At 59.7% G+C, this 26,440-nt stretch carries 21 protein-coding genes; 4 read left to right on the top strand and 17 right to left on the bottom strand.

Translation table 11 applies throughout. The features are described 5' to 3' along the window. Positions 1 to 213 precede the first annotated feature (213 nt). A complete protein-coding gene (gene ppc, locus ACYZT0_RS02110) occupies positions 214 to 2,844 on the bottom strand; it encodes a phosphoenolpyruvate carboxylase (protein ID WP_462044432.1) in 2,631 nt (876 codons plus the stop codon). A 323-nt stretch (positions 2,845 to 3,167) separates the two neighbouring features. Here ppc and ACYZT0_RS02105 point away from each other — a divergent pair, with 323 nt between their 5' ends. The 4 genes from ACYZT0_RS02105 to ACYZT0_RS02090 all read left to right on the top strand — a co-directional run bounded on the left by ACYZT0_RS02105 (position 3,168) and on the right by ACYZT0_RS02090 (position 7,187). Continuing rightward, positions 3,168 to 4,472: an IS4 family transposase gene (locus ACYZT0_RS02105; RefSeq protein WP_462046491.1), complete on the top strand. Its 1,305-nt coding sequence runs from the start codon at positions 3,168 to 3,170 to the stop codon at positions 4,470 to 4,472. Between the two features lie 843 nt (positions 4,473 to 5,315). Continuing rightward, the gene (locus ACYZT0_RS02100; protein WP_462044431.1) at positions 5,316 to 5,660 is read left to right on the top strand and encodes a pilin assembly protein; all 345 of its coding nucleotides are present in this window, start codon (positions 5,316 to 5,318) and stop codon (positions 5,658 to 5,660) included. A 275-nt stretch (positions 5,661 to 5,935) separates the two neighbouring features. Next, complete coding sequence (locus ACYZT0_RS02095) at positions 5,936 to 6,349, top strand: DUF4398 domain-containing protein (protein WP_462044430.1); 414 nt, start codon at positions 5,936 to 5,938, stop codon at positions 6,347 to 6,349. A 49-nt stretch (positions 6,350 to 6,398) separates the two neighbouring features. Then, a complete protein-coding gene (locus ACYZT0_RS02090) occupies positions 6,399 to 7,187 on the top strand; it encodes an OmpA family protein (protein ID WP_462046490.1) in 789 nt (262 codons plus the stop codon). A gap of 178 nt (positions 7,188 to 7,365) precedes the next feature. On the opposite strand, the gene ACYZT0_RS02085 is transcribed toward ACYZT0_RS02090, so the two are convergent. The 16 genes from ACYZT0_RS02085 to ACYZT0_RS02010 all read right to left on the bottom strand — a co-directional run bounded on the left by ACYZT0_RS02085 (position 7,366) and on the right by ACYZT0_RS02010 (position 26,425). Next, complete coding sequence (locus ACYZT0_RS02085) at positions 7,366 to 7,695, bottom strand: hypothetical protein (RefSeq protein ID WP_462044429.1); 330 nt, start codon at positions 7,693 to 7,695, stop codon at positions 7,366 to 7,368. Continuing rightward, positions 7,692 to 8,606 carry an alpha/beta hydrolase gene (locus tag ACYZT0_RS02080; protein WP_462044428.1) on the bottom strand — a complete coding sequence of 305 codons (915 nt, stop codon included), beginning with the start codon at positions 8,604 to 8,606 and terminating at the stop codon, positions 7,692 to 7,694. Before ACYZT0_RS02080 ends, ACYZT0_RS02085 begins: the two co-directional genes overlap by 4 nt. Before the next feature lie 138 nt (positions 8,607 to 8,744). Then, a complete protein-coding gene (locus ACYZT0_RS02075; protein ID WP_462044427.1) occupies positions 8,745 to 10,022 on the bottom strand; it encodes a flavohemoglobin expression-modulating QEGLA motif protein in 1,278 nt (425 codons plus the stop codon). 35 nt (positions 10,023 to 10,057) lie between these two features. Next, entirely contained in the window at positions 10,058 to 10,612 is a 555-nt protein-coding gene (locus ACYZT0_RS02070) for a hypothetical protein (RefSeq protein ID WP_462044426.1), read from the bottom strand. Between the two features lie 164 nt (positions 10,613 to 10,776). Further along, positions 10,777 to 11,481, bottom strand: coding sequence for a TetR/AcrR family transcriptional regulator (locus ACYZT0_RS02065; RefSeq protein ID WP_462046489.1), 705 nt, complete (start codon positions 11,479 to 11,481; stop codon positions 10,777 to 10,779). Positions 11,482 to 11,595: 114 nt separating this feature from the next. Then, on the bottom strand, positions 11,596 to 13,098 hold the full coding sequence (gene lysS / locus ACYZT0_RS02060) for a lysine--tRNA ligase (RefSeq protein WP_462044425.1): 1,503 nt from the start codon (positions 13,096 to 13,098) through the stop codon (positions 11,596 to 11,598). Between the two features lie 71 nt (positions 13,099 to 13,169). Beyond that, a protein-coding gene (prfB, locus tag ACYZT0_RS02055; protein WP_462044424.1) for a peptide chain release factor 2 occupies positions 13,170 to 14,265 on the bottom strand; the annotation gives its coding sequence in 2 pieces (ribosomal slippage) (positions 13,170 to 14,192 and positions 14,194 to 14,265; 1,095 coding nt in all). Positions 14,266 to 14,371: 106 nt separating this feature from the next. After that, positions 14,372 to 15,373 (bottom strand): diguanylate cyclase domain-containing protein, encoded by a 1,002-nt coding sequence (locus tag ACYZT0_RS02050; RefSeq protein WP_462044423.1) that lies wholly within the window; start codon positions 15,371 to 15,373, stop codon positions 14,372 to 14,374. A 48-nt stretch (positions 15,374 to 15,421) separates the two neighbouring features. Beyond that, positions 15,422 to 16,432, bottom strand: coding sequence for a chemotaxis-specific protein-glutamate methyltransferase CheB (gene cheB, locus ACYZT0_RS02045; RefSeq protein ID WP_462044422.1), 1,011 nt, complete (start codon positions 16,430 to 16,432; stop codon positions 15,422 to 15,424). Further along, positions 16,429 to 18,717 carry a response regulator gene (locus ACYZT0_RS02040; RefSeq protein WP_462044421.1) on the bottom strand — a complete coding sequence of 763 codons (2,289 nt, stop codon included), beginning with the start codon at positions 18,715 to 18,717 and terminating at the stop codon, positions 16,429 to 16,431. Before ACYZT0_RS02040 ends, cheB begins: the two co-directional genes overlap by 4 nt. Further along, positions 18,714 to 19,397 carry a chemotaxis protein CheW gene (locus ACYZT0_RS02035; protein WP_462044420.1) on the bottom strand — a complete coding sequence of 228 codons (684 nt, stop codon included), beginning with the start codon at positions 19,395 to 19,397 and terminating at the stop codon, positions 18,714 to 18,716. Before ACYZT0_RS02035 ends, ACYZT0_RS02040 begins: the two co-directional genes overlap by 4 nt. After that, the gene (locus tag ACYZT0_RS02030; protein ID WP_462044419.1) at positions 19,394 to 20,665 is read right to left on the bottom strand and encodes a CheR family methyltransferase; all 1,272 of its coding nucleotides are present in this window, start codon (positions 20,663 to 20,665) and stop codon (positions 19,394 to 19,396) included. Before ACYZT0_RS02030 ends, ACYZT0_RS02035 begins: the two co-directional genes overlap by 4 nt. After that, entirely contained in the window at positions 20,662 to 21,198 is a 537-nt protein-coding gene (locus tag ACYZT0_RS02025) for a chemotaxis protein CheW (protein ID WP_462044418.1), read from the bottom strand. The genes ACYZT0_RS02030 and ACYZT0_RS02025 overlap by 4 nt, the downstream gene beginning before the upstream one ends. Then, the gene (locus ACYZT0_RS02020) at positions 21,198 to 22,820 is read right to left on the bottom strand and encodes a methyl-accepting chemotaxis protein (protein ID WP_462044417.1); all 1,623 of its coding nucleotides are present in this window, start codon (positions 22,818 to 22,820) and stop codon (positions 21,198 to 21,200) included. The genes ACYZT0_RS02025 and ACYZT0_RS02020 overlap by 1 nt, the downstream gene beginning before the upstream one ends. 285 nt (positions 22,821 to 23,105) lie before the next feature. Further along, on the bottom strand, positions 23,106 to 25,496 hold the full coding sequence (locus ACYZT0_RS02015; RefSeq protein WP_462044416.1) for an Ig-like domain-containing protein: 2,391 nt from the start codon (positions 25,494 to 25,496) through the stop codon (positions 23,106 to 23,108). A 206-nt stretch (positions 25,497 to 25,702) separates the two neighbouring features. Beyond that, positions 25,703 to 26,425: a tellurite resistance TerB family protein gene (locus ACYZT0_RS02010; protein ID WP_462044415.1), complete on the bottom strand. Its 723-nt coding sequence runs from the start codon at positions 26,423 to 26,425 to the stop codon at positions 25,703 to 25,705. Between the last annotated feature and the right edge of the window lie 15 nt (positions 26,426 to 26,440).

Here is a 26,440-nt window from a genome sequence, read left to right as displayed (position 1 = left end):
ACCGCCCAAACGGCCAAAGGCTGATCAAGATACACAGCAGGCCCAGACCACACAAGCCGCCGAAAGTCGGAGAAACCCGCGCCTGATGTGACCTTTCGTCGGGGTACCCCAAGTCGCAACCCCATCACTAACTGTCGCCTGGCAGCACTTTTCAACCCCTCGCCCACGGGCACTCGACGCTCGCGCCGAGTGCCTTCCCCCACGACGAAAACCTCAGCCGGTATTACGCAAACCGGCGGCAATCCCCGCCACAGACACCAGCAGCGCCTGTTCTACCGGGCTGTCCTGTGCCACTTCCTGTTGTCGCGAACGCGCCAACAACTCGGCCTGCAATAGATGAAGAGGGTCGAGGTAAGTGTTGCGCAAGCGGATGAATTCAAGCGTGGCTGGGCTATGTGCCATTAGCTGCGACTGACCAGTCAACCCAAGGACCACCGAGCAAGCCTGCGACAATAGGTCGCGTAAATGCGCACCCAAAGGGAGCAGATCCGGCTCGACCAAGCGCTCATCGTAGGACCGGGCGATATCGGTATCGGCTTTGGCCAGCACCATTTCCAGCATATCGATGCGCGTGCGGAAGAACGGCCACTGCTCGCGCATCTGCCCCAGCAGCTCGCCTTCGCCGCGCTCCAGCGCCTTGCTCAACGCCGCTTCCCAGCCGAGCCAGGCCGGCAGCATCAGACGCGTCTGGGTCCAGCCGAAGATCCACGGGATCGCCCGCAAGCTTTCAATCCCGCCGGCGCGACGCTTGGCCGGGCGACTGCCCAGCGGCAAGCGTCCGAGTTCCTGTTCCGGGGTGGACTGACGGAAATACTCAACGAACTGCGGGTTTTCCCGCACCACGGCGCGATAAGCACTGACACCATCCGCAGCCAACTCGTCCATCAAATGGCGCCAGGCAGGCTCCGGTGGAGGCGGCGGCAGCAAGGTCGCTTCCAATACCGCTGCCAGGTACAGATTGAGATTCTGCTCGGCGATGTCCGGTAGACCGAATTTGAAACGAATCATTTCCCCTTGCTCGGTGGTACGGAAACGCCCCGCCACCGAACCCGGCGGCTGCGACAGAATCGCCGCGTGAGCCGGACCGCCACCACGACCCACGGTGCCGCCACGACCGTGAAACAACAACAGCTCCACTTGCTGCTCGCGGCAGATGTCGACCAAGCGCTCCTGCGCCCGATATTGCGCCCAAGCCGCCGCCGTCGTGCCGGCGTCCTTGGCCGAGTCGGAGTAGCCGATCATCACTTCCTGCGGCCCTTGCAGGCGCGCGCGATAACCCGGCAACAGCAACAGCTTTTCGATCACCGGGCCGGCGTTGTCGAGGTCGGCAAGGGTTTCGAACAACGGCACCACGCGCATCGGCCGCAACACGCCAGCTTCTTTGAGCAGCAGTTGCACGGCCAGCACGTCGGAAGCGGCGCCGGCCATGGAGATCACATAAGAACCGAGCGATGCGCCCGGTGCCGCGGCGATTTCCCGGCAGGTCGCCAGCACCTCGGCGGTGTCCGCCGACGGTTTGAAATACGCCGGCAGCAGCGGCCGGCGGTTGTTCAGTTCACGCATCAGGAAAGTGATGCGCTCCTCCTCGCTCCAGTCTTCGTAACGACCGAGGCCGAGGTAGTCAGTGACTTCAGTCATGGCCGCGATATGCCGCGACGAGTCCTGTCGCACATCGAGCCGCACCAGGAACAGCCCGAACGTCACCGCCCGGCGCAAGCAATCGAGCAGCGGCCCATCGGCAATCACGCCCATGCCGCATTCATGCAGCGAGTGGTAGCACAGCTCCAGCGGATCGAGCAGCTCGCGGTTGTTTTGCAACACATCGGCCGTTGCTGGCGTGGCTGCCGTCAACGAGGCGTGAGCCCAGTTACGCGTCGCGCGCAGGCGCTCACGCAACTGTTTAAGGACCGCGCGATAGGGTTCGGCGCTGTCCCCGGCCTTGGCCTTCAAATCGTCGCTGGCCTGCTGCATCGACAACTCGGCCGCCAGGTGATCGACATCACGCAGGTACAAATCGGCGGCCATCCAACGCGCCAGCAGCAAGACTTCACGGGTGACGGCGGCGGTCACGTTCGGGTTGCCGTCCCGGTCGCCGCCCATCCACGAGGCAAAGCGAATCGGTGCCGCTTCCAGCGGCAAATGCAGGCCGGTGGCGTCATGCAGCGCTTTATCGGCCTTGCGCAAATAATTGGGGATCGCCTGCCACAGCGAATGCTCGATCACCGCGAAGCCCCATTTGGCTTCATCGACGGGCGTCGGGCGGGTGCGGCGGATTTCTTCGGTGTGCCAGGCTTCGGCGATCAGGCGCTGCAACTTCGCGTGGATCTGCTCGCGCTCGGCAGTGGTCAGGTCGCGATGGTCCTGGGCGGCCAGCTGCGCGGCAATGGCGTCGTACTTCTGGATCAGCGTGCGGCGCGCCACTTCGGTCGGATGAGCGGTGAGGACCAGTTCAATCTCCAGCCGCCCCAGTTGCCGGGCCAGGGATTCGGCACCATGGCCTTCGGCAAGCAGGCGAGCCAGCAATTCCGGCAGCACTCGCGCTTCGAATGGCGCCGGCTGCGACTCTTCGCGACGGTGAATCAACTGATATTGCTCGGCGATATTGGCCAGGTTGAGAAACTGGTTGAATGCCCGCGCCACCGGCAGCAACTCTTCTTCGCTCAATTGGTTGAGGCTGGCGCTCAGTTCAGCGTCCATCGAACCGCGACGGTCGGCTTTGGCGCCCTTGCGGATCTGCTCGATCTTGTCGAGAAAGCCGTCCCCGTACTGTTCACGAATGGTGTTGCCCAACAGCTCACCCAACAGGTGAACATCCTCGCGCAAGCGTGCATCAATATCGGTCATCAGCAGTTCTCCAGCGAAAATCCGGGTGACTAAGGGGCCATGCTCTTGAGTTAGAGAGTGCCGCTGTAAAGCGGTTCTTACAAGCAGACGGCGAAGGGAATGCTGTTCACCTGAGAAAGTTTTGGGATTGGGGATTGGGGATTGGGGATTGGGGATTGGTGGGGTACATATCCGTTTCTGCGGTGATGGCTGCTGGCGGTTTCGCTTTTACAGCCATCCCTTTCAAGGTCTTTGATAAAATCCCCCAAAACTCCAGTCAGGACAACGAGACGATGTGGGCAGAGGTTGTAGCGCGGTTCGAGAAAAAAGCACCGGCCAGTGTCATGGCCAAATTGGTTTTGGAGCAGGCCGTTGCGCCCGAGTGGGTCGATCAGGTGTTCGAAGAACATCGTCAACGGCAGTATCCGCGTGAGCTTTTGTTTTCGACCATCGTTGAGCTGATGTCCCTCGTTTCACTGGGTTTGCGACCCTCGCTACATGCCGCGGCGCGGCAGATGGAAGATCTTCCCGTCAGCTTGGCTGCGCTTTATGACAAGGTCAGCCGCACGGAGCCCGCGCTGCTGCGTGCGTTGGTAGTCGGCAGTGCGCAACGCCTGGCTCCGACAATTGAAGAATTGGGCTGCTCGGCCATTTTGCCTGGCTGGCAACTGCGGGTTGTTGACGGCAACCACCTGCCTTCCAGCGAAAAACGTCTGGGCGCTTTGCGCCGTGAACGCGGTGCCGCCCGGCCTGGTTTTTCCGTTGTGGTTTATGACCCTGATCTGGACCAGGTCGTCGACCTTCAGCCCTGCGAAGATGCTTACGCGAGTGAGCGCGTCAGCGTGCTGCCCTTGCTGGAAAAGGCCCGCGCGGGCCAGCTGTGGATGGCTGATCGACTTTACTGCACGCTCCCGGTCATGGAGGCCTGCGAAGAGACCGGGGCCTCATTCATTATCCGCGAACAAAGCAAGCATCCACGCCTGCTTAAGGAAAGCGACTGGCAGCAGCCTGTTGCGGTCGCGACAGGCAGCGTGCGCGAGCAAACCATCGAAGTAAAAGGTGGGCGCCAGTGGCGGCGTGTCGAATTGAGCCTGCACACCCCCACCGAATCAGGCGACACCGCATTGCTGTTTTGGAGCAACTTGCCCGAGACCATCAGCGCTGAGCAAATCGCCGATTTGTACCGTCGTCGCTGGAGTATTGAAGGAATGTTTCAGCGCCTGGAGTCGGTGCTGGAAAGCGAAATCAAAACCTTGGGCAACCCCAAGGCCGCCCTGTTGGGGTTTGCGTCGGCCGTGCTGGCTTACAACGTCTTGTCGGTGCTTAAGCGCAGCGTTGAACAGGCTCATCGCCAGACCCAGCCCGAAGACTGGGAAGCTTCGATCTTCCACCTGACGGTACAAGTACGCAGCGGTTACGAGGGCCTGCAGATTGCCTTGCCGCCAGAGCACTTAGCCATCCCAATCCGCGCAGGAGGGCTGGCTCAGCACTTGCTGGCGCTGGCTAAAAACATCCCGCCCAAATCCGTCGCCAAAAGCAAACGAGGTCCGAAAGTGCCGAAACCCAAGGAATGGCTGGAAGGCAAGGCAGTGAATGCTCACGTGTCGACAGATAGGGTGCTCAAGGCCGCCAAGGTCAAAAGACCTTGAAAGGGATGGCTTTTACAGCGAGTCACTTGGAAATACGGAATGCCGCCCAACCCCAAGTAACCAAGGGCTCCTGCCCCGCCATTCGGTGCCTCGCCTAGGCTCGGCATGCCCTCACTCCGGCATTGCTCCGGGGGCCCGCCGCCATCGGCCATCCATGGCCGGGGGCGGCTACCGCGGCATCCTTGCCGCGGTGCCCCCTGCGCAACGCCTGCGTTCGGCCTCTGGGAAAGGGGCAACAGATCAAAATCAAAAGCCAAAGCCAAAGCCAAAGCAACGACAACGACAACGACAACGACAACGACAAGATCAACAGCTTCGCGAGCAGGCTCGCTCCCACATAAAGCAGATCAGCGTACGGCTTTCGCTCTTCACCACTCAACAGGCCGAGCGTTAGCTCGCCTGCAGCTTTTGACCTTGAGGCACCGCCCTATATCGAGAGGCTTCGTTCCGGTTCTGCGCAGTGGGCAACCCGGCATGGATGCCGGGTTAGCCGCCCCCGGCCATGGATGGCCGATGGCGGCGGGCCCACGGAGCAGGACCGGAGCGCGGGCATGCCGAGCCTAAGCGAGGCACCGAACGAAAGGGGCAAGAGCCCTTGGTTACTTGGGGTTGGGCGGCATTCCGTATTTCCAAGTGACTCGCTGTAAAAGCGAAACCAATAGCCGCCGCTACCGCAAAAACGGATATACACCCAATCCCCCCCAACGTTCACCATTAGACGACGAAGGGACTTTAAACCTTGGGCGTTAAAGCTAGTCTGAAGAATAAGCCGTACAACGGCTGCAGCCGGCTTTGCCGGACACTGACACTGCCTGCCACGAGCAGGTACGCAATGAGGTCATTATGAAAATCCGCGAGCTTGCCCATCACTGGGAAGAAAACGCCAAGGGTCGGCTGACCGATACCGAATACTCAATTCATCTGGATGTGGAGTCCGCCGCGCGGCTGGCGGCAATTATCGAGATGTACCCCAAACGACACCCCGAAGAACTGCTCGGCGAGCTGATCGGCGCCGCGCTTGAAGAGCTCGAAAAGAGCTTCCCGTATGTGAAGGGCTCAACAGTCGTAGCCACTGACGAAGAAGGTGATCCGCTGTACGAAGACGTCGGTCCGACTCCGCGCTTTCTCGCGTTGTCCCGTCGTCATTTGCACGTTTTGTCGGCCGTTGACGACAAACAGAAACACTGATTTCCGCGCCTATTTCCCCCTCAAAAAATGTGCATTCCTGGCCCTGTACAGGGCTGGGAATACAGCTATGCGCAGTGAAAATTCCCGGTTTAGAGCCGTGTCCGTTCGGTCAAAGTTTTTTCAGGCAATGGGCCATATTCTCTGAACTTTTGAAAAACGCCTCGGGTCACACCCATTAACCACGCCTGGGACGGCCGTTTCAAAACACCCCCGGAAATTGAAGGTTGCGGCTCCTTGCCCAGGATGGATTTTTAAGTTTTTCAGGAGTTATTCCAATGGAGTTGAAGACCATGAAAACCAGAACTGCCAAATCCTTGTTTCCCCCTCTGCGTAGCCTGAAACTGGCTGCACTGGCAATTGGCAGCAGCCTCGTTCTGGCCGGTTGTGCCGGCAACCCGCCAAGCGAGCAATTCGCCGTGACGGAATCGGCGGTCAACAGTGCCGTCAGTGCCGGCGGTACCGAATTCGCGGCAGTAGAGATGAAGTCCGCCCAGGACAAGCTCAAACAAGCCGAAATCGCCATGCACGACAAGAAGTATGACGAAGCCAAGACCCTCGCCGAACAGGCCGAGTGGGACGCTCGAGTGGCTGAACGCAAAGCCCAGGCGCTGAAAGCCGAGCAGGCTGTGAAGGACTCTCAGAAAGGGGTTCAGGAACTGCGTCAGGAAAGCCAGCGCACGGTGCAATAAGCGGCGCGGCACGACGCACTTCTTACTCGACTAAAAGGACGAAACCATGATGCGCAAACAATTGATGATCCCTGCCCTGCTGGCCGCAAGCGTTGCACTGGCCGCCTGCTCCACCCCGCCTAACGCGAACCTGGAACAGGCCCGTACCAACTACACCGGCCTGCAAACCAACCCGCAATCCAGCAAAGTCGCGGCGCTGGAAACCAAAGAAGCCAGCGATTACCTGGACAAGGCCGACAAGGCTTACATGGACAAAGAGAACCAGGCCAAGGTCGACCAACTGGCTTACCTGACCAATCAACGTGTTGAAGTGGCGAAGCAGACCATCGCGCTGCGCACCGCCGAAGCCAATCTGAAAAATGCCTCTGCGCAACGGGCCCAGGCCCGTCTGGACGCACGCGACGCGCAGATCAAGCAGTTGCAGGACAGCCTGAACGCCAAGCAGACCGATCGCGGCACGCTGGTAACGTTCGGTGACGTGCTGTTCGCCACCAACAAGGCCGAGCTGAAATCCAGCGGTCTGGTGAATATCAACAAACTGGCCCAGTTCCTTCAGGAAAACCCGGACCGTAAAGTGATTATCGAAGGCTACACCGACAGCACGGGTGCGCCGAACTACAACCAGTCGCTGTCCGAACGCCGTGCGACTTCCGTGCAGGTGGCCTTGATCAAGATGGGTGTAGATCCAGCGCGCATCGTGGCCCAGGGTTATGGCAAGGAATACCCGGTGGCCGAGAACACCAGCGTTTCGGGTCGCGCGATGAACCGTCGGGTGGAAGTGACCATTTCCAACGACAACCAGCCGGTGATCCCGCGTTCGGCTATTAGCTCGAACTAAGCATCGTCTGCTGAAACACAAAAGCCCCGCCTGATCTGATCAGGCGGGGCTTTCTGTTTGGTTTTTCGTAGGAGCGAAGCTTGCTCGCGAAGAAGGCAACTCAGTCTTTCAGATGTACCGCGTTATCGTTCTTCGCGGGCAAGTCGAATCGTCGCACCGCTCGCTCCTACAGGGTTTTTTATTGCTCAAGTTTCTGCGGGGTTTCCTGACCTATGCAGCGCACGGCTTTTTTCTTGTTGTTGACCAACACACCACTCAGGCCTTTCTGTTCGGTGTCGAACATCACCAGCACGCCATCGATGCACTGGGCGACTTGCGGGGCCGGCTCCAGGGAGACTTTGTAGTCTTCGCCCGGCACAGTCTTTAGCAGGGTGAAGTCGCTGAGCAACAGCGCATCTTCGGGTTTGGCGAAGTGCAGGTAGCCGTAGAACCACAGGGCCCCGACAGTGCCGAGGATGCTGCAGATACCGGTGATGATCAGCGGGATGGCGTTACGTTCTTCACTCATTGCGGACTCTCTGGTGGTTCATCTTCAGAATTTTTCGGCGCCGGGTAATTCGGGACTTCACCCAGTCGGCGCAAACCGTTGAAATGTTGCGGGTCTTCGAGATAACGCAGCATGACTTTGCGCCAGACCGGGTCGGCGAACGTCTGCACATGACCTCCACGGGTCAGTTGCAGCACTCGCGGCGGCGGCGCAGCTTGATACAGACGGATGCCGTTGGAAAGGGGCACGATCGGATCGTCGATGCTGTGGTAGATCAGTTTCGGTACGCCGCCCAGCTGCGCCATGGAATTGATCGCGCTGTCGCCGTCCGGTACCAGCCACGACAACGGCACCTGGAACGGCCAGGTCAGCCAGGAAATACTCAGGGCAAACCGGCCGATACTGCGATAACTGGCAGGCACGCCGTCGAGGACGATGGCTTTGAGTTGTTTCTGGCGCTCGGGATGCTGAACCAGATAATGCACGGCCATCGAACCGCCGAGGCTTTGGCCCAGAAGTATCAGCGGTTTGCCTTTGACTTCCGGTGCCTGGTCGAGCCATTTGAACGCGGCGTCGATGTCTTGATAGATCGCCGGCAGGCTCGGTTCCCCCTCGGACAAACCATAACCGCGATAGTCCACCAGCAGCACTTGATAACCCTGTGCCGGCAACCACCAGCTCCCACCCAGGTGCAAGGGTAGATTGCCGCCGTTGCCATGCAGATGCAGCACGGTGCCTTTGACCTCAATACCTTTTTTCGCCGGCAACCACCAGCCGTGCAGCTTGAGGCCGTCGGCGGTGGTGAGAGTGACGTCGCGGAATTCGAGTTTGGCTTTTACCGGAGTGAACAACTGGCCGGGCTCGGGGTAGAACAGCAGTGAGCTGCAACCGCTCAAGGTCAGAAGAAGGCAGGCAATGCCGAGGATTCTCATCCTGTGAAACCTCGCAAAAGTTGAGCTGATGATCGTTCCCACGCTCTGCGTGGGAATGCCGCCATGGACGCTCCGCGTCCTCTGTGACGCAGAGCGTCACGGGATGCATTCCCACGCGGAGCGTGGGAACGATCTGTATCAAAGGATATTGGAATAGTCCGCTTCGATCCGGTCCAGGCTCAGGTGATTGAGGAAGTTGGAGAAGCACATCCACGCCGACAGCGCGTTCAGGTCACGGAACTGATCCGGAAGATACTTCGGTGCCACCACCAGTCCTTCATCCACCAACTGGCGCAACGTCCGCATGTCTTCCAGCGTGGTCTTGCCACAAAACAGCAGTGGTATCTGCTCGAGTTTGCCTTTACGCACGGCCAACTGAATGTAGTTGTAAACCATGATAAAGCCCTTGAGGTAGGACAAGTCTTTGGTAAATGGCAGCCCATTCGGCACCGAGCCGCGGAAAACCCGACTGGCGTTGCCGTAGCTTTCGGCCATTTCGAAACCCTGCTCGCGGAAGAACTCGAAGATCTGCAGGAAGTCCGCGCCCTCCTCCACCATATGAATGGCGCGGGTGCGGTTGGTCAGTTTGCGTAGACGACTCGGGTAGGAGGCGAAAGTGATGATTTCCATCAGAATCGCCAGGCCTTCCTGAGTCACCGTCGACGAGGGCGGGCCTTTGGAGAGGAAGGTGCAGATCGGCTGGTTCAGACCATTTAGCGTGGTCCCGACGTGTACCAATCCTTCGTGGACTTCAAGGGCGCGCACGTCACGCTCGTTGAACATCGCGTCGGCGCGAATCTTGATGTAGTCGGCGCCGGCCGCCGCATCGGCGACGATCCCGTCGGACTCGAACACCCGAATGGTTTCCTCGGCCTCGCCAAACACCTTGTTCAACCGATGTTGCAGCAGGCTGACGGCTTCCTTGGCGGTGAGGGTTTTCGGTTCGTCCTTCAGATCTCCACGGCCGTCGATGTTGTTCAGGTAATCGGAAAGCATCAGCCCCAGGTCGGCCAGGGTCGGGTCGCCGGCGTGGAACGCGTCGGACGCGGCGCCGTACAACTCCTGGGAAATCAGCCCGAAATCCTCGGTGCCGCGCGCTTCGAGCATGCGCACCACCATCCGGTATTCCTTGCACATGCGGCGCATGATCTGGCCGACCGGGTTGAATTGACCCAGCTGACGGGTGATGTCGCGCTCGATGTTCTGGAATTCCAGTTTCACTTTGCTGGAGTCAAAAGACAGCGGCCGACTGAGGTAATAGTCGCGGTCCACGGCCGGCATTTCCTTGCCCTTGGCCTTGAGGAAACCCTTGCGGATGCCGTCGTCCCACTTGACCGCATCGAGGACGCGAATCGGCGTCTGCGCCAGCACAATGCGATCGGACAAAATGCGTATCGTCTGCTGGTAATCGTCCACCCGAAACTCCTGTAGAAAAACCGTTACGTGCTGGGTTATTTGGCTTTGGCCGGGCGCTGGTAGCGCACCGCTTCGATGAACACATCGGAATTGGCCGGGTCGTCGAGGTAGGCGAACACCTGGTCCAGGTTGTTGTTGATCAACACGCCGTCGCCATCGTCGGTCTGGAAGCCTTCGCCACTCAGGACTTTCTGCCCCAGGGCCTGGTTGATTTGCTCGAGGTCGAGGTTGTAGACCACCAACTCATGCTTATCGGTGAGTTCGAAACCGGCGATAGTGAAGTGCCCACCGAATCGCGCCGGCACCTTCGCCGACAGGTACCAGCGACTACCATGGCGGGTCACCGTGAAGGGGTAGGCTTCGCGTTCCTTGGGTTTAGCCTTGAAGTAGCTGACTGCCTGATAGTGGTTGTCGCCAATGCGCGTCAGCTCCAGGTTAAGCGGCTCGCCCCAGGCATTGGTGCTGGTCCATTTGCCGAGCAACCCTTTGGGCGCGGGTTCACTCGAGGGCAGCGGCTCCTTGAAGGTCACCAGACAGCCACTGAGCAGCAGGAACGACAAGGCGATCACAACGAAACGCCAGGCTTTCATTCAACACTCCCTATGAACACACGCGGACCTCAAGTGAACACCGCCTCCCCTGTAGGAGCGAGGCTTGCCCGCGAAAGCGGTTTAACATTCAACAACTACGTTGACTGACACATCGCTTTCGCGGGCAAGCCTCGCTCCTACAGGGTGTAGCTGCGCCGCGAGGGTTACACCGACGCCAATACCAAATGCATGTAGCGGGTCAGGATGCCGAGCATTTCGGCTTCGGCGACAGGCTCGGCGGCGTTGAGCAGGCCCTGATATTCCATCCGTCCGATAATCGCCGTCAACACTTTGGCATCCTGTTGTGGCTCGCGCGAACCCAACACCTCGAAGAAATGGCAAGTGCCTTGCAGAAGAATCTGCTGATGCGAGCGCACCAACATTGCCAGGCGCGGGTTCAACAGAGCTTCCTGACGGAACGCCTGCTCGGCCATCAAGTGTTCGCGACGGTTGTGTAATTGACGCTGCACATAATCAGCGGTCAGGCGCGCAATGTCGTCAGCCAGCTGTGAACGGGCTTCAGGGCTGCCATCGCCATAAGCAACCATTTCACGCAGCAAGCCTTCGTTGCCGGCCCACAACTTGGCCATGAACGCCGCGCTGCGTTCCACGTATTGGGCAAAGGTATCGGTGAGCAAGTCATCGATATCCTTGAAATAGTAAGTCGTAGCCGACAGCGGCACACCGGCCTCGGCAGCCACCGCGCGATGACGCACAGCCCGCACGCCATCGCGCACGACAATGCGCATTGCCGCATCGAGAATGTCCTGTCGACGCTGCTCGCTGCCCTGTCGGCTGGCCTTGCGGCCCTGGTACTGAACACTTTCAGCGACCGCAGTGGCGACGTCCGCTGCACCCTCTTGAGCAATTGCACGGTTCACGACAGGTATTCCTCTCTTACTTCAAAAGTAACCAATTGATACGTTTGTACCAGACAGGCAATAAAAAGCCGCCTGTTTTAGGCGGCTTTTTAGTTGAAACATTTACGCTTGCGGCCGCATGTGCGGGAACAAGATCACGTCGCGGATCGACGGGGAGTTGGTCAGCAGCATCACCAGACGGTCGATGCCGATACCTTCACCAGCCGTTGGCGGCATGCCGTACTCCAACGCGCGAACGAAGTCGGCGTCGTAGTGCATGGCTTCGTCATCGCCGGCGTCCTTGTCGGCCACCTGCGCCATGAAGCGCTCGGCCTGGTCTTCCGCGTCGTTCAACTCGGAGTAGGCGTTGGCGATTTCGCGGCCACCGATGAACAGTTCGAAACGGTCGGTGACGTTCGGGTTCTCGTCGTTACGACGGGCCAGCGGCGACACTTCGAACGGGTACTGAGTGATGAAGTGCGGCTGCTCCAGCTTGTGCTCGACCAGCTCTTCGAAAATCATCACCTGCAGTTTGCCCAGACCTTCGAAGCCCAGCACCTTGGCGCCGGCCTTCTTGGCGATTGCGCGGGCCTTGTCGATGTCGGTCAGGTCGTCAGCGGTCAGCTCAGGGTTGTACTTGAGGATCGAGTCGAACACCGACAGACGCACGAACGGTTCGCCGAAGTGGAACACTTTGTCGCCGTATGGGACGTCGGTGCTGCCCAGAACCAGCTGAGCCAGCTCGCGGAACAGTTCTTCGGTCAGGTCCATGTTGTCTTCGTAGTCGGCGTAAGCCTGGTAGAACTCCAACATGGTGAATTCTGGGTTGTGACGCGTCGAAACGCCTTCGTTACGGAAGTTGCGGTTGATCTCGAACACTTTCTCGAAGCCACCAACAACGAGGCGCTTGAGGTACAGCTCCGGCGCAATACGCAGGAACATTCCCATGTCCAGCGCGTTGTGGTGAGTCTCGAACGGCTTGGCTGCAGCACCACCGGGGATGGTTTGCAGCATCGGCGTTTCGACTTCCAGGAAGTCACGCTGCATCAGGAAGCTGCGGATGTGCGCAATCACTTGCGAACGAACGCGAAAGGTCTGGCGCACGTCTTCGTTGACGATCAGGTCAACGTAACGCTGGCGATAGCGCTGCTCGGTGTCGGACAGGCCGTGGTGCTTGTCCGGCAACGGGCGCAGGGACTTGGTCAGCAGGCGCACGCTGGTCATTTCGACGTACAGGTCGCCCTTGCCGGAACGCGCCAGGGTGCCTTCAGCGGCGATGATGTCGCCCAGGTCCCAGGTTTTCACCGCGGCCAGGGTTTCTTCGGACAGGGTTTTACGGTTGACGTAAACCTGAATGCGCCCGGACATGTCCTGGATCACCATGAACGAACCACGGTTGAGCATGAGACGACCGGCAACCTTGACCGCGATTGCAGCCTCTGCCAACTCTTCCTTGGTCTTGTCCGCGTACTGTTTCTGCAAGTCTTCGCAGTAGTTGTCGCGGCGGAAGTCGTTCGGGAAGGCATTGCCCTTGGCGCGCTCGGCAGCCAGCTTTTCCTTGCGCAGGGCGATCAGGGAGTTTTCTTCCTGTTGCAGGGCTTGCGGGTCGAGTTCTAGGTCGCTCATGTCTTTAAAAATTCCATCACAGGTTCGTTGCCCCCACCGGTGGCAGGGGACTTAAGGTCTTGACTGGCGGTTTACAGGCCTTGCTTCAGGCTGGCCACCAGGTATTCGTCGATGTCGCCGTCGAGCACCTTGTCGCAGTCACTGCGTTCGACGTTAGTACGCAAATCCTTGATTCGCGACTGGTCGAGCACGTAGGAGCGAATCTGGTGACCCCAGCCGATGTCCGACTTGGTGTCTTCCAGGGCCTGGGAGGCGGCGTTGCGTTTCTGCACTTCCTGCTCGTACAAGCGCGCCCGCAACATTTTCATCGCGGTGTCTTTGTTGGCGTGCTGGGAGCGTTCGTTCTGGCAGCAGACCACGGTGTTGGTCGGTACGTGCGTGATACGTACGGCCGAGTCGGTGGTGTTTACGTGCTGACCACCGGCACCGGAGGAACGGTAGGTGTCGATGCGCAGGTCCGACGGGTTGATGTCGATTTCGATGTTGTCATCGATTTCCGGCGACACGAACACGGCCGAGAACGAGGTGTGGCGACGGTTACCGGAGTCGTACGGGCTCTTGCGCACCAGACGGTGCACGCCGATTTCGGTACGCAACCAGCCAAAGGCGTATTCGCCCTTGATGTGGAGGGTGGCGCCCTTGATCCCGGCGACTTCACCGGCCGACAGCTCCATGATGGTCGCGTCGAAACCGCGTTTGTCGGCCCAGCGCAGGTACATGCGCAGCAGGATGTTGGCCCAGTCTTGGGCCTCGGTGCCGCCGGAGCCGGCCTGGATGTCCAGGTAGGCGTTGTTGGCGTCCATCTCACCGCTGAACATGCGACGGAATTCGAGTTTTTCCAGGGACTCGCGCAGACGCTCGACTTCGGCAGCAACGTCATCGACGGCGGCCTGGTCTTCTTCTTCGGCGGACATCAGCAGCAGGTCTTTGGCGTCGGCCAGGCCTGTGTGCATTTCGTCGAGGGTTTCGACGATCTGAGCCAGCAGGGACCGCTCGCGGCCCAGCTCCTGAGCGTACGTCGGATTGTTCCAGACATTCGGATCTTCAAGCTCGCGATTGACTTCAGTCAGACGCTCATGCTTTTGATCGTAGTCAAAGATACCCCCGAATAGTTTCGGAGCGCTCGGACAGGTCCTTGATACTGTTAAGGATCGGGTTGATTTCCATGGCGGGCAGCACTCGTTGGCGAACTTTTGAAAGCCGGCGAGTATAACGTAATCAGGCTGTCACGGCAGCCCGCCTGGCGGCTTTAGGGGCGAATGAACCTGATGGTTCATTCGATACCCACCTGATTACGCCCATTGTTCTTCGCCAGATACAGCCCCTTGTCCGCCGCCAAGATCAATTGCCGGCAATCGCCGCCCGGTTGCGGGGTCATGGTCGACAGACCGATGCTGATGGTCAAACTCGAACCTTCGGCCGGGAAAATGTGCGGGATCTTCAGCGCCGCAACGGTCTGGCGGAGCTTTTCCGCGACCAGTCGCGCGCCGCCCGGCGAAGTATTGGGCAGCACCAGAACAAACTCTTCGCCGCCGTAACGGGCCGGCAGGTCCGAAGGCCGCGAACCGGCATCACGAATCGCCGTGGCCACTTTGCACAAGGCTTCATCGCCTTCAAGGTGGCCGAAGCTGTCGTTGAAGGACTTGAAGTAGTCGACATCGATCATCAGCAGCGACAGTTGGGTCTGGTCACGCAGCGAGCGGCGCCACTCCAGCTCCAGGTATTCGTCGAAATGCCGGCGGTTCGACAGCCCGGTCAGGCCGTCGGAGTTCATCAAGCGTTGCAGCACCAGATTGGTGTCGAGCAACTGCTGCTGGCTGACCCGCAACGCGCGGTACGCCGCGTCACGCTGCAGCAAGGTCATGAAGGAGCGCGAGTGGTAGCGAATGCGCGCCACCAGTTCGATGTTGTCCGGCAGCTTGACCAGGTAATCATTGGCCCCGGCCGCAAATGCCGCGCTCTTGATCAGCGGGTCTTCCTTGGTCGACAGGACAATGATCGGGATGTCCTTGGTCGCCGGATGGTTGCGGTACTCGCGCACCAGGCTCAAGCCGTCAAGACCGGGCATCACCAGATCCTGGAGGATCACCGTCGGTTTGATGCGGATCGCCTGGGCGATGGCCTGGTGGGGGTCGGAGCAGAAGTGGAAGTCGATATTGTCTTCGTTCGACAACCCGCGACGCACCGCCTCGCCGATCATCGCCTGATCGTCTACCAACAACACCATGGCGGCGTTTTCGTCGGTTTTGAAGTCATCGAGCTGTAAATCATTCATAGGCAGTCACCTGAGTACTACTTGGGCCAGGATTGCTGTGAAAATTCTTCATTTGGGGAATATCTCCAGCAATCGTGGCGCTATTTTGTCCAGTGGGCGAATTTCCATCGCGGCATCGATGGCCGCTGCCGCCTTCGGCATTCCGTACACCGCACTGCTGTTTTGATCCTGAGCGATGGTCAGGTAGCCCTGTTGGCGCATGAGTTTAAGCCCCTGCGCGCCATCACGTCCCATGCCGGTGAGCAAAACACCCACGGCATCGCCGTTCCAGTGATTGGCCACGCTCTCGAAAAACACATCGATCGAGGGCCGGTAGATCTCGTTGACCGGTTCGGCGGTGTAGGCCAGCGTACCGTTTTTCAACAAGCGAATATGGTGGTTGGTACCCGCCAGCAGCACCGTGCCGGCCTGCGGAGGCTCGCCCTCCAGGGCCAGGCGCACGTTCAGGCCACTGGCGCTGCTGAGCCATTCGGCCATGCCGGCGGCGAATACCTGGTCAACATGCTGCACCAGCACGATGGCCGCCGAAAAATCTCGCGGCAGCCCCTTGAGCAAGACTTCCAGCGCGGCCGGCCCTCCTGCCGATGAGCCGATCGCTACCAGACGCTGGCGCGAAGCCGAACTGCGCAGCGGGCTCGGAGCCGATCGCCGCCGATTGCCCCGGTCACCGATCAGCCAACCGATGTTCATGATCTTGCGCAATAACGGGGCCGCTGCCTCTTGGGCATTGCCGGCACCGAGGGCCGGCGTATCCACCACATCCAGCGCTCCGTGACCCATGGCCTCGAACACCCGATGAACGTTTTGCTCGCGGTCGACTGTGACGATGACGATTGCGCACGGCGTATCGGCCATGATCCGCCGGGTCGCCTCCACGCCATCCATCACCGGCATGATCAGGTCCATCAGGATCAGGTCTGGCGTGTTTTCGGCACAACGTTGCACCGCCTCGGCCCCATTGCTGGCGACCCAAACCACCTCGTGCGCCGGCTCGAATGCCAGGGCGCGGCGCAGGGCCTCCACCGCCATGAGCATGTCGTTGACGATTGCGATTTTCATGCCCGCGCTCCTCCAATGAGCTCAACCACCGCGTCAAGCAGGGCGTCGTCATGAAAACTGGCTTTGGCTAGATAATAGTCGGCTCCAGCGTCCAATCCACGACGACGGTCCTCTTCACGATCTTTGTAAGACACCACCATAACCGGAAGCGATTGCAGGCGATTGTCCCGGCGCAATAAAGACACCAGTTCGATGCCATCCATGCGCGGCATATCAATGTCGGTGATCAGCAGATCGAAATCCTCCGAACGCAAGGCGTTCCAACCATCCATACCGTCCACCGCCACCGCCACGTCGTAGCCGCGATTGAGTAACAACTTGCGTTGCAGCTCGCGCACGGTCAGCGAATCGTCGACCACCAAAATCCGTTTTCGAGCGACTTCAACTGCCTGGCTGCCCTGACGGGCAATGCGCTCAAGACGCCCGGTATTGAGCAGTTTGTCCACCGAACGCAGCATGTCTTCGACGTCGACGATCAGCACCACCGAACCGTCGTCGAGCAAGGCCCCGGCGGAGATGTCCTGCACCTTGCCCAAACGCTCGTCCAGCGGTAGTACGACCAACGTCCGCTCGCCGATAAAACGCTCGACCGCCACGCCGTAAATCGCCTCGCGCTCGCGAATCACCACGACCTTGAGGGTTTGCTGACTGTTCTGGCTCGCCGGACGCTGTAACAGTTGACTGGCCGCGACCAGTCCGACATGTCGGCCTTCGTGCCAGAAATGCTGACGGCCTTCGACCTGGACGATGTCCGCAAGCTCCAGATCGCACATCCGTTCGATGTGGGCCAGCGGGAAGGCATACGCCTCGTCACCGACGTCCACCACCAGACTGCGCACCACCGACAGGGTCAGCGGCACTTCGAGATGGAAGCGACTGCCCTCGCCCGCCGCCTGCTCCAGCACGACCGCGCCGCGCAACTGGCGGACCATGTGCTGAACCGCATCCAGACCGACGCCGCGCCCGGAGACCTCGGTGACCGTATCGCGCAGGCTGAAACCCGGTAAAAACAGAAAGGTCAGCAGCTCTTCTTCACTCAACTGCGCGGCGGTTTCGGTCGGGGATAATTGGCGTTCGATGATGCTGCGGCGGACTTTTTCCAGATCGACGCCACTGCCGTCATCGCTCAGCTCCAGCACCAACAGACCAGCCTGATGGGATGCGCGTAAACGGATCAGGCCTTCAGCGGGTTTGCCCGCCAATAGCCGTAGCTCCGGGGATTCGATGCCGTGATCCACGGCGTTGCGCAGCAGGTGGGTCAGCGGCGCTTCAAGCTTCTCCAGCACGTCGCGGTCGACCTGGGTTTTCTCACCCTCGATCTCCAGTCGCACCTGTTTACCGAGGCTGCGACCGAGGTCGCGGACCATGCGCGCTTGCCCGGTCAACACATCGGCAAACGGCCGCATGCGGCAGGCCAGCGCGGTGTCGTACAACACTTGCGCCCGTTGACTGGCCTGCCAGGCGAACTCGTCCAGCTCGGCGTTTTTCTCTATCAGCAATTGCTGGGATTCAGCCAGCAATCGGCGGGCATCGCCGAGGGCTTCCTGGGCCTCCAGGCTCAAGGCGTGATCCTTGAGGTGGACGTTGAGGTTTTCCAGTGCCCGCAGGCCGTTGTTCTGCATGCGCTTGAGGCGCTGCATGGTGGCCAGGTGCGGTTTGAGCCGCAGGGTTTCCACCAGGGATTTGCTCGACAGATCGAGCAGGCTGTTCAGGCGTTCGGCCGTAACTCGCAGCACCCGCTCGCCGTTTTCGGTGGTGCGCTTAATCTTGCGCGGCGGCTCTGCGGTGTGCAGTTCGGCGACCGGGATTGGCGTCTCGACCTTGGGCGCCGGTGGTTCGAGCTGAAGCTCTGCCATCACTGGGGCGACAGGTGCAGGGACCGGCGCAGGTGCCGCCATCGGATCAAGCAACCGCGCCATCAAAGCCACATAGGCCTCGATATCCGCACGTTCAGGATTGTTGTTCGGCGTCGCAATGCGCATCAGCAAATCGGTGCCGTGCAACAACGCATCGATGTGCTCGGGCCGCAGGTACAGGCGCCCTTCCTGAGCGCTGACCAGACAATCTTCCATCACATGCGCAACGCTGACACCGGCATCGACGCCGACGATCCGCGCCGCGCCCTTGAGCGAGTGCGCCGCGCGCATGCACGATTCGAGGTGACCGGCCTGGGTCGGGTCGCGCTCCAGCGCCAAAAGACCTGCGCTCAGCACCTGGGTCTGAGCCTCGGCTTCCAGACTGAACAGTTCCAGCAAAGAGGCGTCGCGCATTTGCTCGGGGGTCATGTGAGGCTCCGGGTCACGGCACAAAGCAGCTGTTCTTCATCCAGCCAACGCAGGCTGCGACCTTTGAATTGCAACACGCCACGGGTGTATTTGCCGCTGGCCTGAGTGCCGGAGCGGGACGCCGCCTCGAGGAGGTGTTCGTCGATGGCGTGAATCCCGTCCACTTCATCCACCGGCACCACCACCGGCCCACCGTGGGCGGCGATGATCAGCATCCGCGGCATGACCCGCGCGCCGGACGCCACGCTGCTGGCGCCGTCGAGCCCCAGCAGTTCCACCAGCGACAGGCACGCCACCAGAGCGCCGCGCACATTCGCCACGCCGAGCAAGGCCCGGGAGCGCTGGTGCGGCAAGGAGTGAATCGCTTGCAGCGGCGCCACTTCCACCAGACTGCGAGTGGCCAGGCCCAGCCATTCTTCACCGAGACGGAACATCAACAGCGAACGGGTTTTCACCTCGCTCTCGACCGCCGTGGAGACTTGCCCGCGGTCTTCCTGCTGCAACGCGTAGCGGTCGAGCAAGCGCGTCGCGGCGGCCGAATACACCGCGCAATTGCGGCAGTGAATGTGATCGCTCAGCAGTGGGCAGGACTTGTCGCCGTGAATACCGATGCGGTTCCAGCAGTCGTCGATGGCCTGGGCATCTTCATGGGTGAGGCTAAAGGTGTCGGCGGCGTTCATCGTTTACGCTCACTGTCCGCGGCGCGCTCACTGCGGGCAGCGCGGTCCTGCAACCGTCTGGCACCCGCCGTGTCGCCCAAAGATTGTAACAACGCCGCCAGGTGCATCAACGCGTCGGGATGTTGCGGTTCGAGGTACAACGCCTTGCGATAAAAACCCTGGGCCTCCAGGACTCTGCCGGCGACATCGCTGAGCAAGCCCAGCCAGTAAAAGACTTGGGCTACTGGCTCGTGACTGCGCAAATAGCTATCGCACGCGACGCGGGCTTCGGCGCTTTTGCCTTCGTTGGCCAGCGCGGCGATGTTCGCCAGCAGCGCGGCGGCGTCCGGGTTGGCGGTTTTCGTCGCAGCAGGTAACGGCGTCACCGTTGCGAAGGGTCGACTGCGAACGGGCGGCGGGGTCACGCTGCGCACCGATTGGCGCACGGGCAGAGGCGGCGGAACGAAAGCCGGAATGGGCGCAGGCTCAGGGGCGCTCTGACGACGGAACGCAAAGGACTGCGCGATGCCGATCGAACGCATGCCGAAACGACCGAGCAAACTGCCCTCGGCCGGGCCGATAAACAGCACGCCGTCGACATGGGTCAGGCGCTTGAGCACTTCGAACACTTGCTGCTGGGTCGGCTGATCGAAATAGATCAGCAGGTTGCGGCAAAACACAAAATCATAAGGCGGCTCGTTGGCCAGCAACGCCGGATCCAGTAGATTGCCGACCTGCAAACGCACTTGTTCATGCACTCGCCCGCTGAGGCGATAGCCCTCATCTTCAGCGGTGAAATGCCGCTCGCGAAACGCGATGTCCTGACCACGAAACGAATTCTTGCCGTACAGCGCGCGCCGGGCTTTTTCCACCGACAACGGGCTGACGTCCATGCCTTCGACCTTGAACTGGTGCGGCTGGAACCCGGCATCAAGCAACGCCATGGCGATGGAATACGGTTCTTCACCCGTGGAACAGGGCAGGCTGAGAATCCGCAGGGCGCGCATGTTGTTGATGTCGGTCAGGCGCTTGGCAGCCAGTTTCGCCAGGGTGGCGAAGGATTCCGGGTAACGGAAAAACCAGGTTTCAGGGACGATCACCGCTTCGATCAGCGCTTGCTGCTCGTCCCGCGAACCCTGCAAGGTGTGCCAGTACTCATCGGCCGTCAGCGCGTTGGACGCCGTGCTGCGCTGACGCACCGCACGCTCGATGATCGCCGGCCCCACCGAGGTCACGTCGAGACCGATGCGCTCTTTGAGGAAATCGAAAAACCGCTGATCGCTGCTCATGGCCGCTCCTCAAACAGCGCCAGGTCCAACGACTGCGACGGAAACAGCAGCGCGCGAACCTGCTCGTCCAGCAGATCAGCGACCCGCACCCATTGCAGCAAACCCTGAGCATCTTCGCGCACCGGCCCGAGGTACGGCGCCTGGCGATTGTCCAGGCCATAAGGCTGAAAATCCGCCGGGTTGCAGCGCAAGGTATCGGTGGCCTGTTCCAGAATCAGCCCGAGCAATTGCGTCTCAGCGGTTTCATCCGGGCGGTAATGGACCAGCACCAAGCGCGTGCTGGTGCGGGCCTGGGCCGGTTGGCCGAAAGTCAGCGCACTGAGGTCGATCACCGGCACCACCGCGCCGCGGTAGGCGAACACTCCGCAGACCCAGTCCGGCGCGCGGGGAATCGGCTTCAACGGCAGGCGCGGCAGCACTTCCGCCACCTCGATGGCCTGCAAGGCAAAGCGCTCCTTGCCGATGCGGAACACCAGAAACAATGATTGCAGCGCCGGCTTCACGGCGGTGCGTTTAGCCGTGAGTTCGCTCATCAGACTTTGAATCGCGAAACGCCGCCGCGCAGCCCTACGGCCACCTGGCTCAGTTCATCGATGGCGAAACTGGCCTGACGCAGGGACTCGACGGTCTGGCTGCTGGCATCGCCCAACTGCACCAGCGCATGGTTGATCTGTTCGGCGCCCGTGGCCTGGGCCTGCATGCCTTCGTTGACCATCAACACCCGTGGCGCCAGCGCTTGAACCTGATGAATGATCTGCGACAGTTGCTCGCCGACCTGCTGCACCTCGGACATGCCGCGGCGCACTTCTTCGGAGAACTTGTCCATGCCCATGACCCCGGCCGATACCGCCGACTGGATCTCGCGCACCATCTGCTCGATGTCGTACGTGGCAACGGCGGTCTGGTCCGCCAGACGCCGCACTTCGGTGGCGACCACGGCAAACCCGCGGCCGTATTCACCGGCCTTTTCGGCCTCGATGGCGGCGTTGAGAGACAGGAGATTGGTCTGGTCGGCGACCTTGACGATGGTCACCACCACTTGGTTGATGTTGCCGGCCTTCTCATTGAGGATTGCCAGTTTGGCGTTGACCAGATCGGCCGCACCCATCACCGAGTGCATGGTCTCCTCCATACGCGCCAAGCCTTGCTGCCCGGAGCCGGCGAGCACCGAGGCCTGATCGGCAGCGGTGGACACTTCAGTCATCGTGCGCACCAGATCCCGCGAAGTGGCCGCAATCTCACGGGACGTAGCGCCGATTTCGGTGGTGGTGGCGGCGGTTTCGGTGGCGGTCGCTTGCTGTTGCTTGGAGGTGGCAGCGATCTCAGTGACTGAGGTGGTGACCTGCACTGAGGAGCGCTGAGCCTGAGACACCAGGGATGTCAGCTCGGCCATCATGTCGTTGAAGCCGGTTTCCACGGCGCCGAACTCGTCTTTGCGCGCAAGGTTCAAGCGATTGCTGAGATCACCGGTGCGCATGACGTCGAGAATTTCGACGATCCGGTTCATCGGCGCCATGATCGCGCGCATCAGCAGCAGACCGCAGAGGCCGGCGGCCAGCACCGCGACCAGCAGGGAAATGCCCATGATGACTTTCGCGGTGACCACGGCGTCATCGATGTTCGCGATGTCCTGGTCGGCCACCGCTTTGTTTTCGCGAATGATGTCATTGAGCTTCATGCGACCCGCGGTCCATGCCGGGGTCAATTGCTCGTTGAACATCTTGATGGCTTCGGCTTCCTGATTGCGCTTATGCAAATCGAGCACGGCCGCCAGGACCTTGTTGTAATCGTCGTGGCGCTTTTCAAAGACCGCGTACTCGCCCTTGTCTTCATCCGTGGTGATGGTGCCTTGGTAGTTCCTCATCTGCTCTTGCAGACGCACCTCGAAATTCTTGAAGTTTTCGGCCTCTTGCGCGCTGAAGCCCTGCCCCGCCTTGAAGCCCAGCATTTCCTGGGTGCGAACATAAGTATCGACCCAGGCGCTGCGAACCATCGAGATGTAATACAACCCAGGAAGCGCGTCTTCACGGACGCTCGCTTCACTGGTTTCGATCTTCAACAGCCGGGAATACGAGACGACGACCATCAGCAACATGATGGCGATAATCACCGCAAAGCTCGCCAAGATGCGTTGGCGCAACGTCCAGTTCTTCACAGTCAGTCCTCGGGGTGCGGTTGAAATGTTGCGGAGTATAGCTGAGGGCGGTGTTTCATTTGTAATGACTGTTGCCAGTGGTGAACCGGAAGAAACGGGTCGTGGAAGGGCAATGAAATCTGTGGCGCTGCTGAAAATGCCATCGCGAGCAGGCTCGCTCCCACACTCGACCGAGTTGTCCAAACGGACGCGATCTAATGTGGGAGCGAGCCTGCTCGCGAAGAACGATGACGCAATAAAAGCGGGACAGGTTTATTAATCAAAAAAATCCATCCCGATTACCCACTAAATGATTTTGCTGACTATTGGAAGTCGGGTTCCGCCTCCTACCTGAACTTTGCCGTCATCACTGCCAATGTTTTCGTTCAATCGGAACGCCCAGGCATCACCGATAACAGTAATGTTGTCGTTGCTCCAATAGAGTGTCGTAGGCCACCCCAATGCAGCGGCCACAGGTCCCTCGGATGGATAATAGGATTCCCAAAACACCCTCAGCTCTGCAAGTGAAAGCGCCTTCTCTCGCCAGGCTGAGATCGGATACCACCAAATATTATCGATCCTAGTAACTAACGTTATTCCCAAGAATTCAATGCGATAGGAGGCCGTTCTCTGAGTTGCATCCGTGACCGTGATCATGGCGAAGCCATTGCTACCAGCGCGTACTGTCCCGGTGGCTGGATCTACTAGCGCAACTCGGCTGTCGGAAGAAGAATATCGATAAGGCTCAGTACCACCCGTGGCGGTTCGAGTATAGGTACCGCGATCGGGAGGAGTTCTCGGCGGCCGACCTTCCACTATGAAGTAATTGCTAATGGGCTGAACATGATCATCACTGTCGAAAAACGTTTTGACGGTATAGGTTCGCATCGGAAAACTCACCGCCGTTGCCGCACTGGCCACACCGTCAAAGTTCACCTTGAAGGTGATGCTCAGCGCGCTGCCATCCTTGAGCGTTTTTAACCAGTCAAGCGGTACCGGACGGATCAGTCCTCCTACCGTGTCGTGCGCCTCACCCTTGCGGTCCTCCAGGAAAATCCCCGAGCCATTGGCGTCGACCCCCTCATACCGCAACCAGACGTTCTGCCCCAACACTTGATGCGGCCATTCGCCCACCCGTAGTTGATCGGAGGCCTGCAGTTTGATCACATTCAGTTCGTCGCCCGTTGCCCCATCAATCGCTGGGGTGGGCAGGCTCGGATGGTTATTAGGGATGGTGCCGATTGAAGCCGGCAAACCCGGAGAAGGATATTTTTTGCCATCACGAATCAGTACATAACTCAGCTCCACGTCCTTACCCATGTTCAACGCGATAAAGGCCTTGTCCAGCGGGAAGTTGGCGCGGCTGTTGGTGTTGAGTGATTTGGCAGTAAAGGTCGGAGAACCGGCATCCGGAGCGCCTTTGACGATGAGTTGCACGGTGTCGCCCGAGCGAAAGCCCAGCAGTTCAACCTGACCATTGGCCCCTTGCAGGTTTTCCAGGGGGTTGAGGACGCCGTTGACTGATTTTTGCAGGCGAGGACGGATAAGGTCGGGAAGTCCTTCTCCGATGACTGATGCAATGGCGGATCTGGCGCTGGCGACAACTTCGCCGGCTCTGAGCAAGGTGTAGGTGGCTTGAACGGCACTGGCGGGAATGACCTTGTCGTTAGGCACTTCAAGCACGCAGGGTTTTTTCTGCCCAAACTCGTCGGCTTCAACAGTACCCGTCAGGGTGACCACAACATCCGGTTGGCCCGCTAACTTCGCGGTATAGGTCGCGCTGATCGTGTCCCCTGGCTGGAAGCGTTTGTCTGTGGTCAGAACAATCAACAACAGCGGATTGGCGCCCAGTTTTTCCAGATCGATGATGCTCGGGTCGTCCATAGGATCGTTCTGGATTTCCCGCAGGAGCGGCGCGGGCAATCGGTTGCCAGCCAGATCCACATCCACGGTTTGCGTTGCCGACCAGGGCGAGTCGGTATCTGGACCGTTACCGAGCTGATCGGTGACGGTGTAGGAAAACTTGAATTGAGGATGATCGTTGGCACTTTCCAGATCGGCGCGTGTGACGGTGAAACACACGGTGACCGGGGTGGCCGAACCGAGTTGCGGCGCTTGCAGTTCAGTGACCGTGTGGAACACGTCATGGCCATTGCAGTTCAGCCGAATGCGGTCATAAGCCCTGCAATACGGGTAGGACACGCAGACCTGGGCACTGATGAAATCAGCGCCAACGCCGTTCTTGATCGCATCCGGCAGGATCAACTCTAGCTCGGAGTGGCCATTGATAACCGGGTCACGGTCCTGGTTGCCGGGTCGGATGGCGTTGTACAGCAATGTCAGCACGGGCGTGGAAGTCCCCATGTTCTGGCTGCCGCGAATCACCGTGTACACCAATTGATTGACGCGGTCGGTCAGCAATAGGCCCTTCGGAATATAAAGCGTGACGCCGGTCATTTCATCAGGGGTTTGTGCGCTTGCAATGTCCCTCTGACCATTGAGGTTGAGCTCGACGGTATCTCCCCCGTCCTGCTCCGAGTAAGGATCAACGTCTACCGCCAGCCCCATGGGACTAGCGTTATAGTGGTGGATAGACACCCCATAGTGGGCGCCAATCACCGGAAAAGTATTGAGGGGAACTCGTGGTGGAAATAGCGCCAGCACGGTATTTTCAAATTGTTCTGAATCGTTGGGCATGGAAATGCTCCTTGTCGACAGGCTGTCTGGGCACGCATTTGTTGGCGTTATCAGACCCTCAACAAGGAGAGATGGCTACTGTCATAACTAACAGATATAGGAAGTTTTACGACGAACGGCGTGTGAATGAAATGTTTACCTAGGGATGCATCCAGAAACAACAAACCCTGCCCCTTCGCAGGCAGGGTTGTTATCAATGACGCAGGTTAGACCGAAGCCTGACGCACCTGCTTCTCCAACTCAGCCTTCAACCCCGGCTCAAGCTTCAGTTGCCGCGCCAGTTCATCGAGGTAGGACTTCTCCATGAAGCTCTCCTCATCCACCAGCATCACGCTGGCGATGTACATTTCCGCGGCCATTTCCGGCGTACTGGCAGCGCGAGCGACGTCGGCCGGGTCAAGCGGTTTATTGAGTTCGGCGTGCAGCCAGTGCTGCAACTCCTGATCGTTATCGAGCTTGGTGAATTCACCTTCAATCAGCGCACGTTCACGCTCATCGACATGGCCATCAGCTTTGGCCGCGGCCACCAATGCTTTGAGAATCGCTTGGCTGTGCAGTTCGACTTGCTCCGCCGGCAAACGATCAAGTGTTTGCGGCTCGGTTTGGGGGGCAGTGCCCTGTTGTGCCTGCCAGTTACCGTACGCCTTGTAGGCAATCACGCCCAATGCGGCGAGGCCACCGTAAGTCAGGACCTTACCGCCGACATTGCGCCCTTTCTTGCTACCCAGCAGCAAACCCATGGCGCCGGCCGCCAACGCTCCGCCGCCCGCGCCCGAGAGCAAACTGCCGAGGCCGCCCGAACCACCGCTGCCGCCGAGCAATCCGCCCAAGCCACCGCCAGCGGTCTTGTTTTGTGAGCCGCCGGCCTTGTTCTGCAACATGTCCTGACCGGACTTGAGTAGCTGATCGAGCAATCCACGAGTGTTCATTTGCTGCCTCCACGC

The sequence above is a fragment of the Pseudomonas sp. ZS1P83 genome, assembly GCF_054897825.1.
Note: the sequence above shows the minus strand (reverse complement) of the source record. Positions and strands in the feature narration are given on the sequence as shown.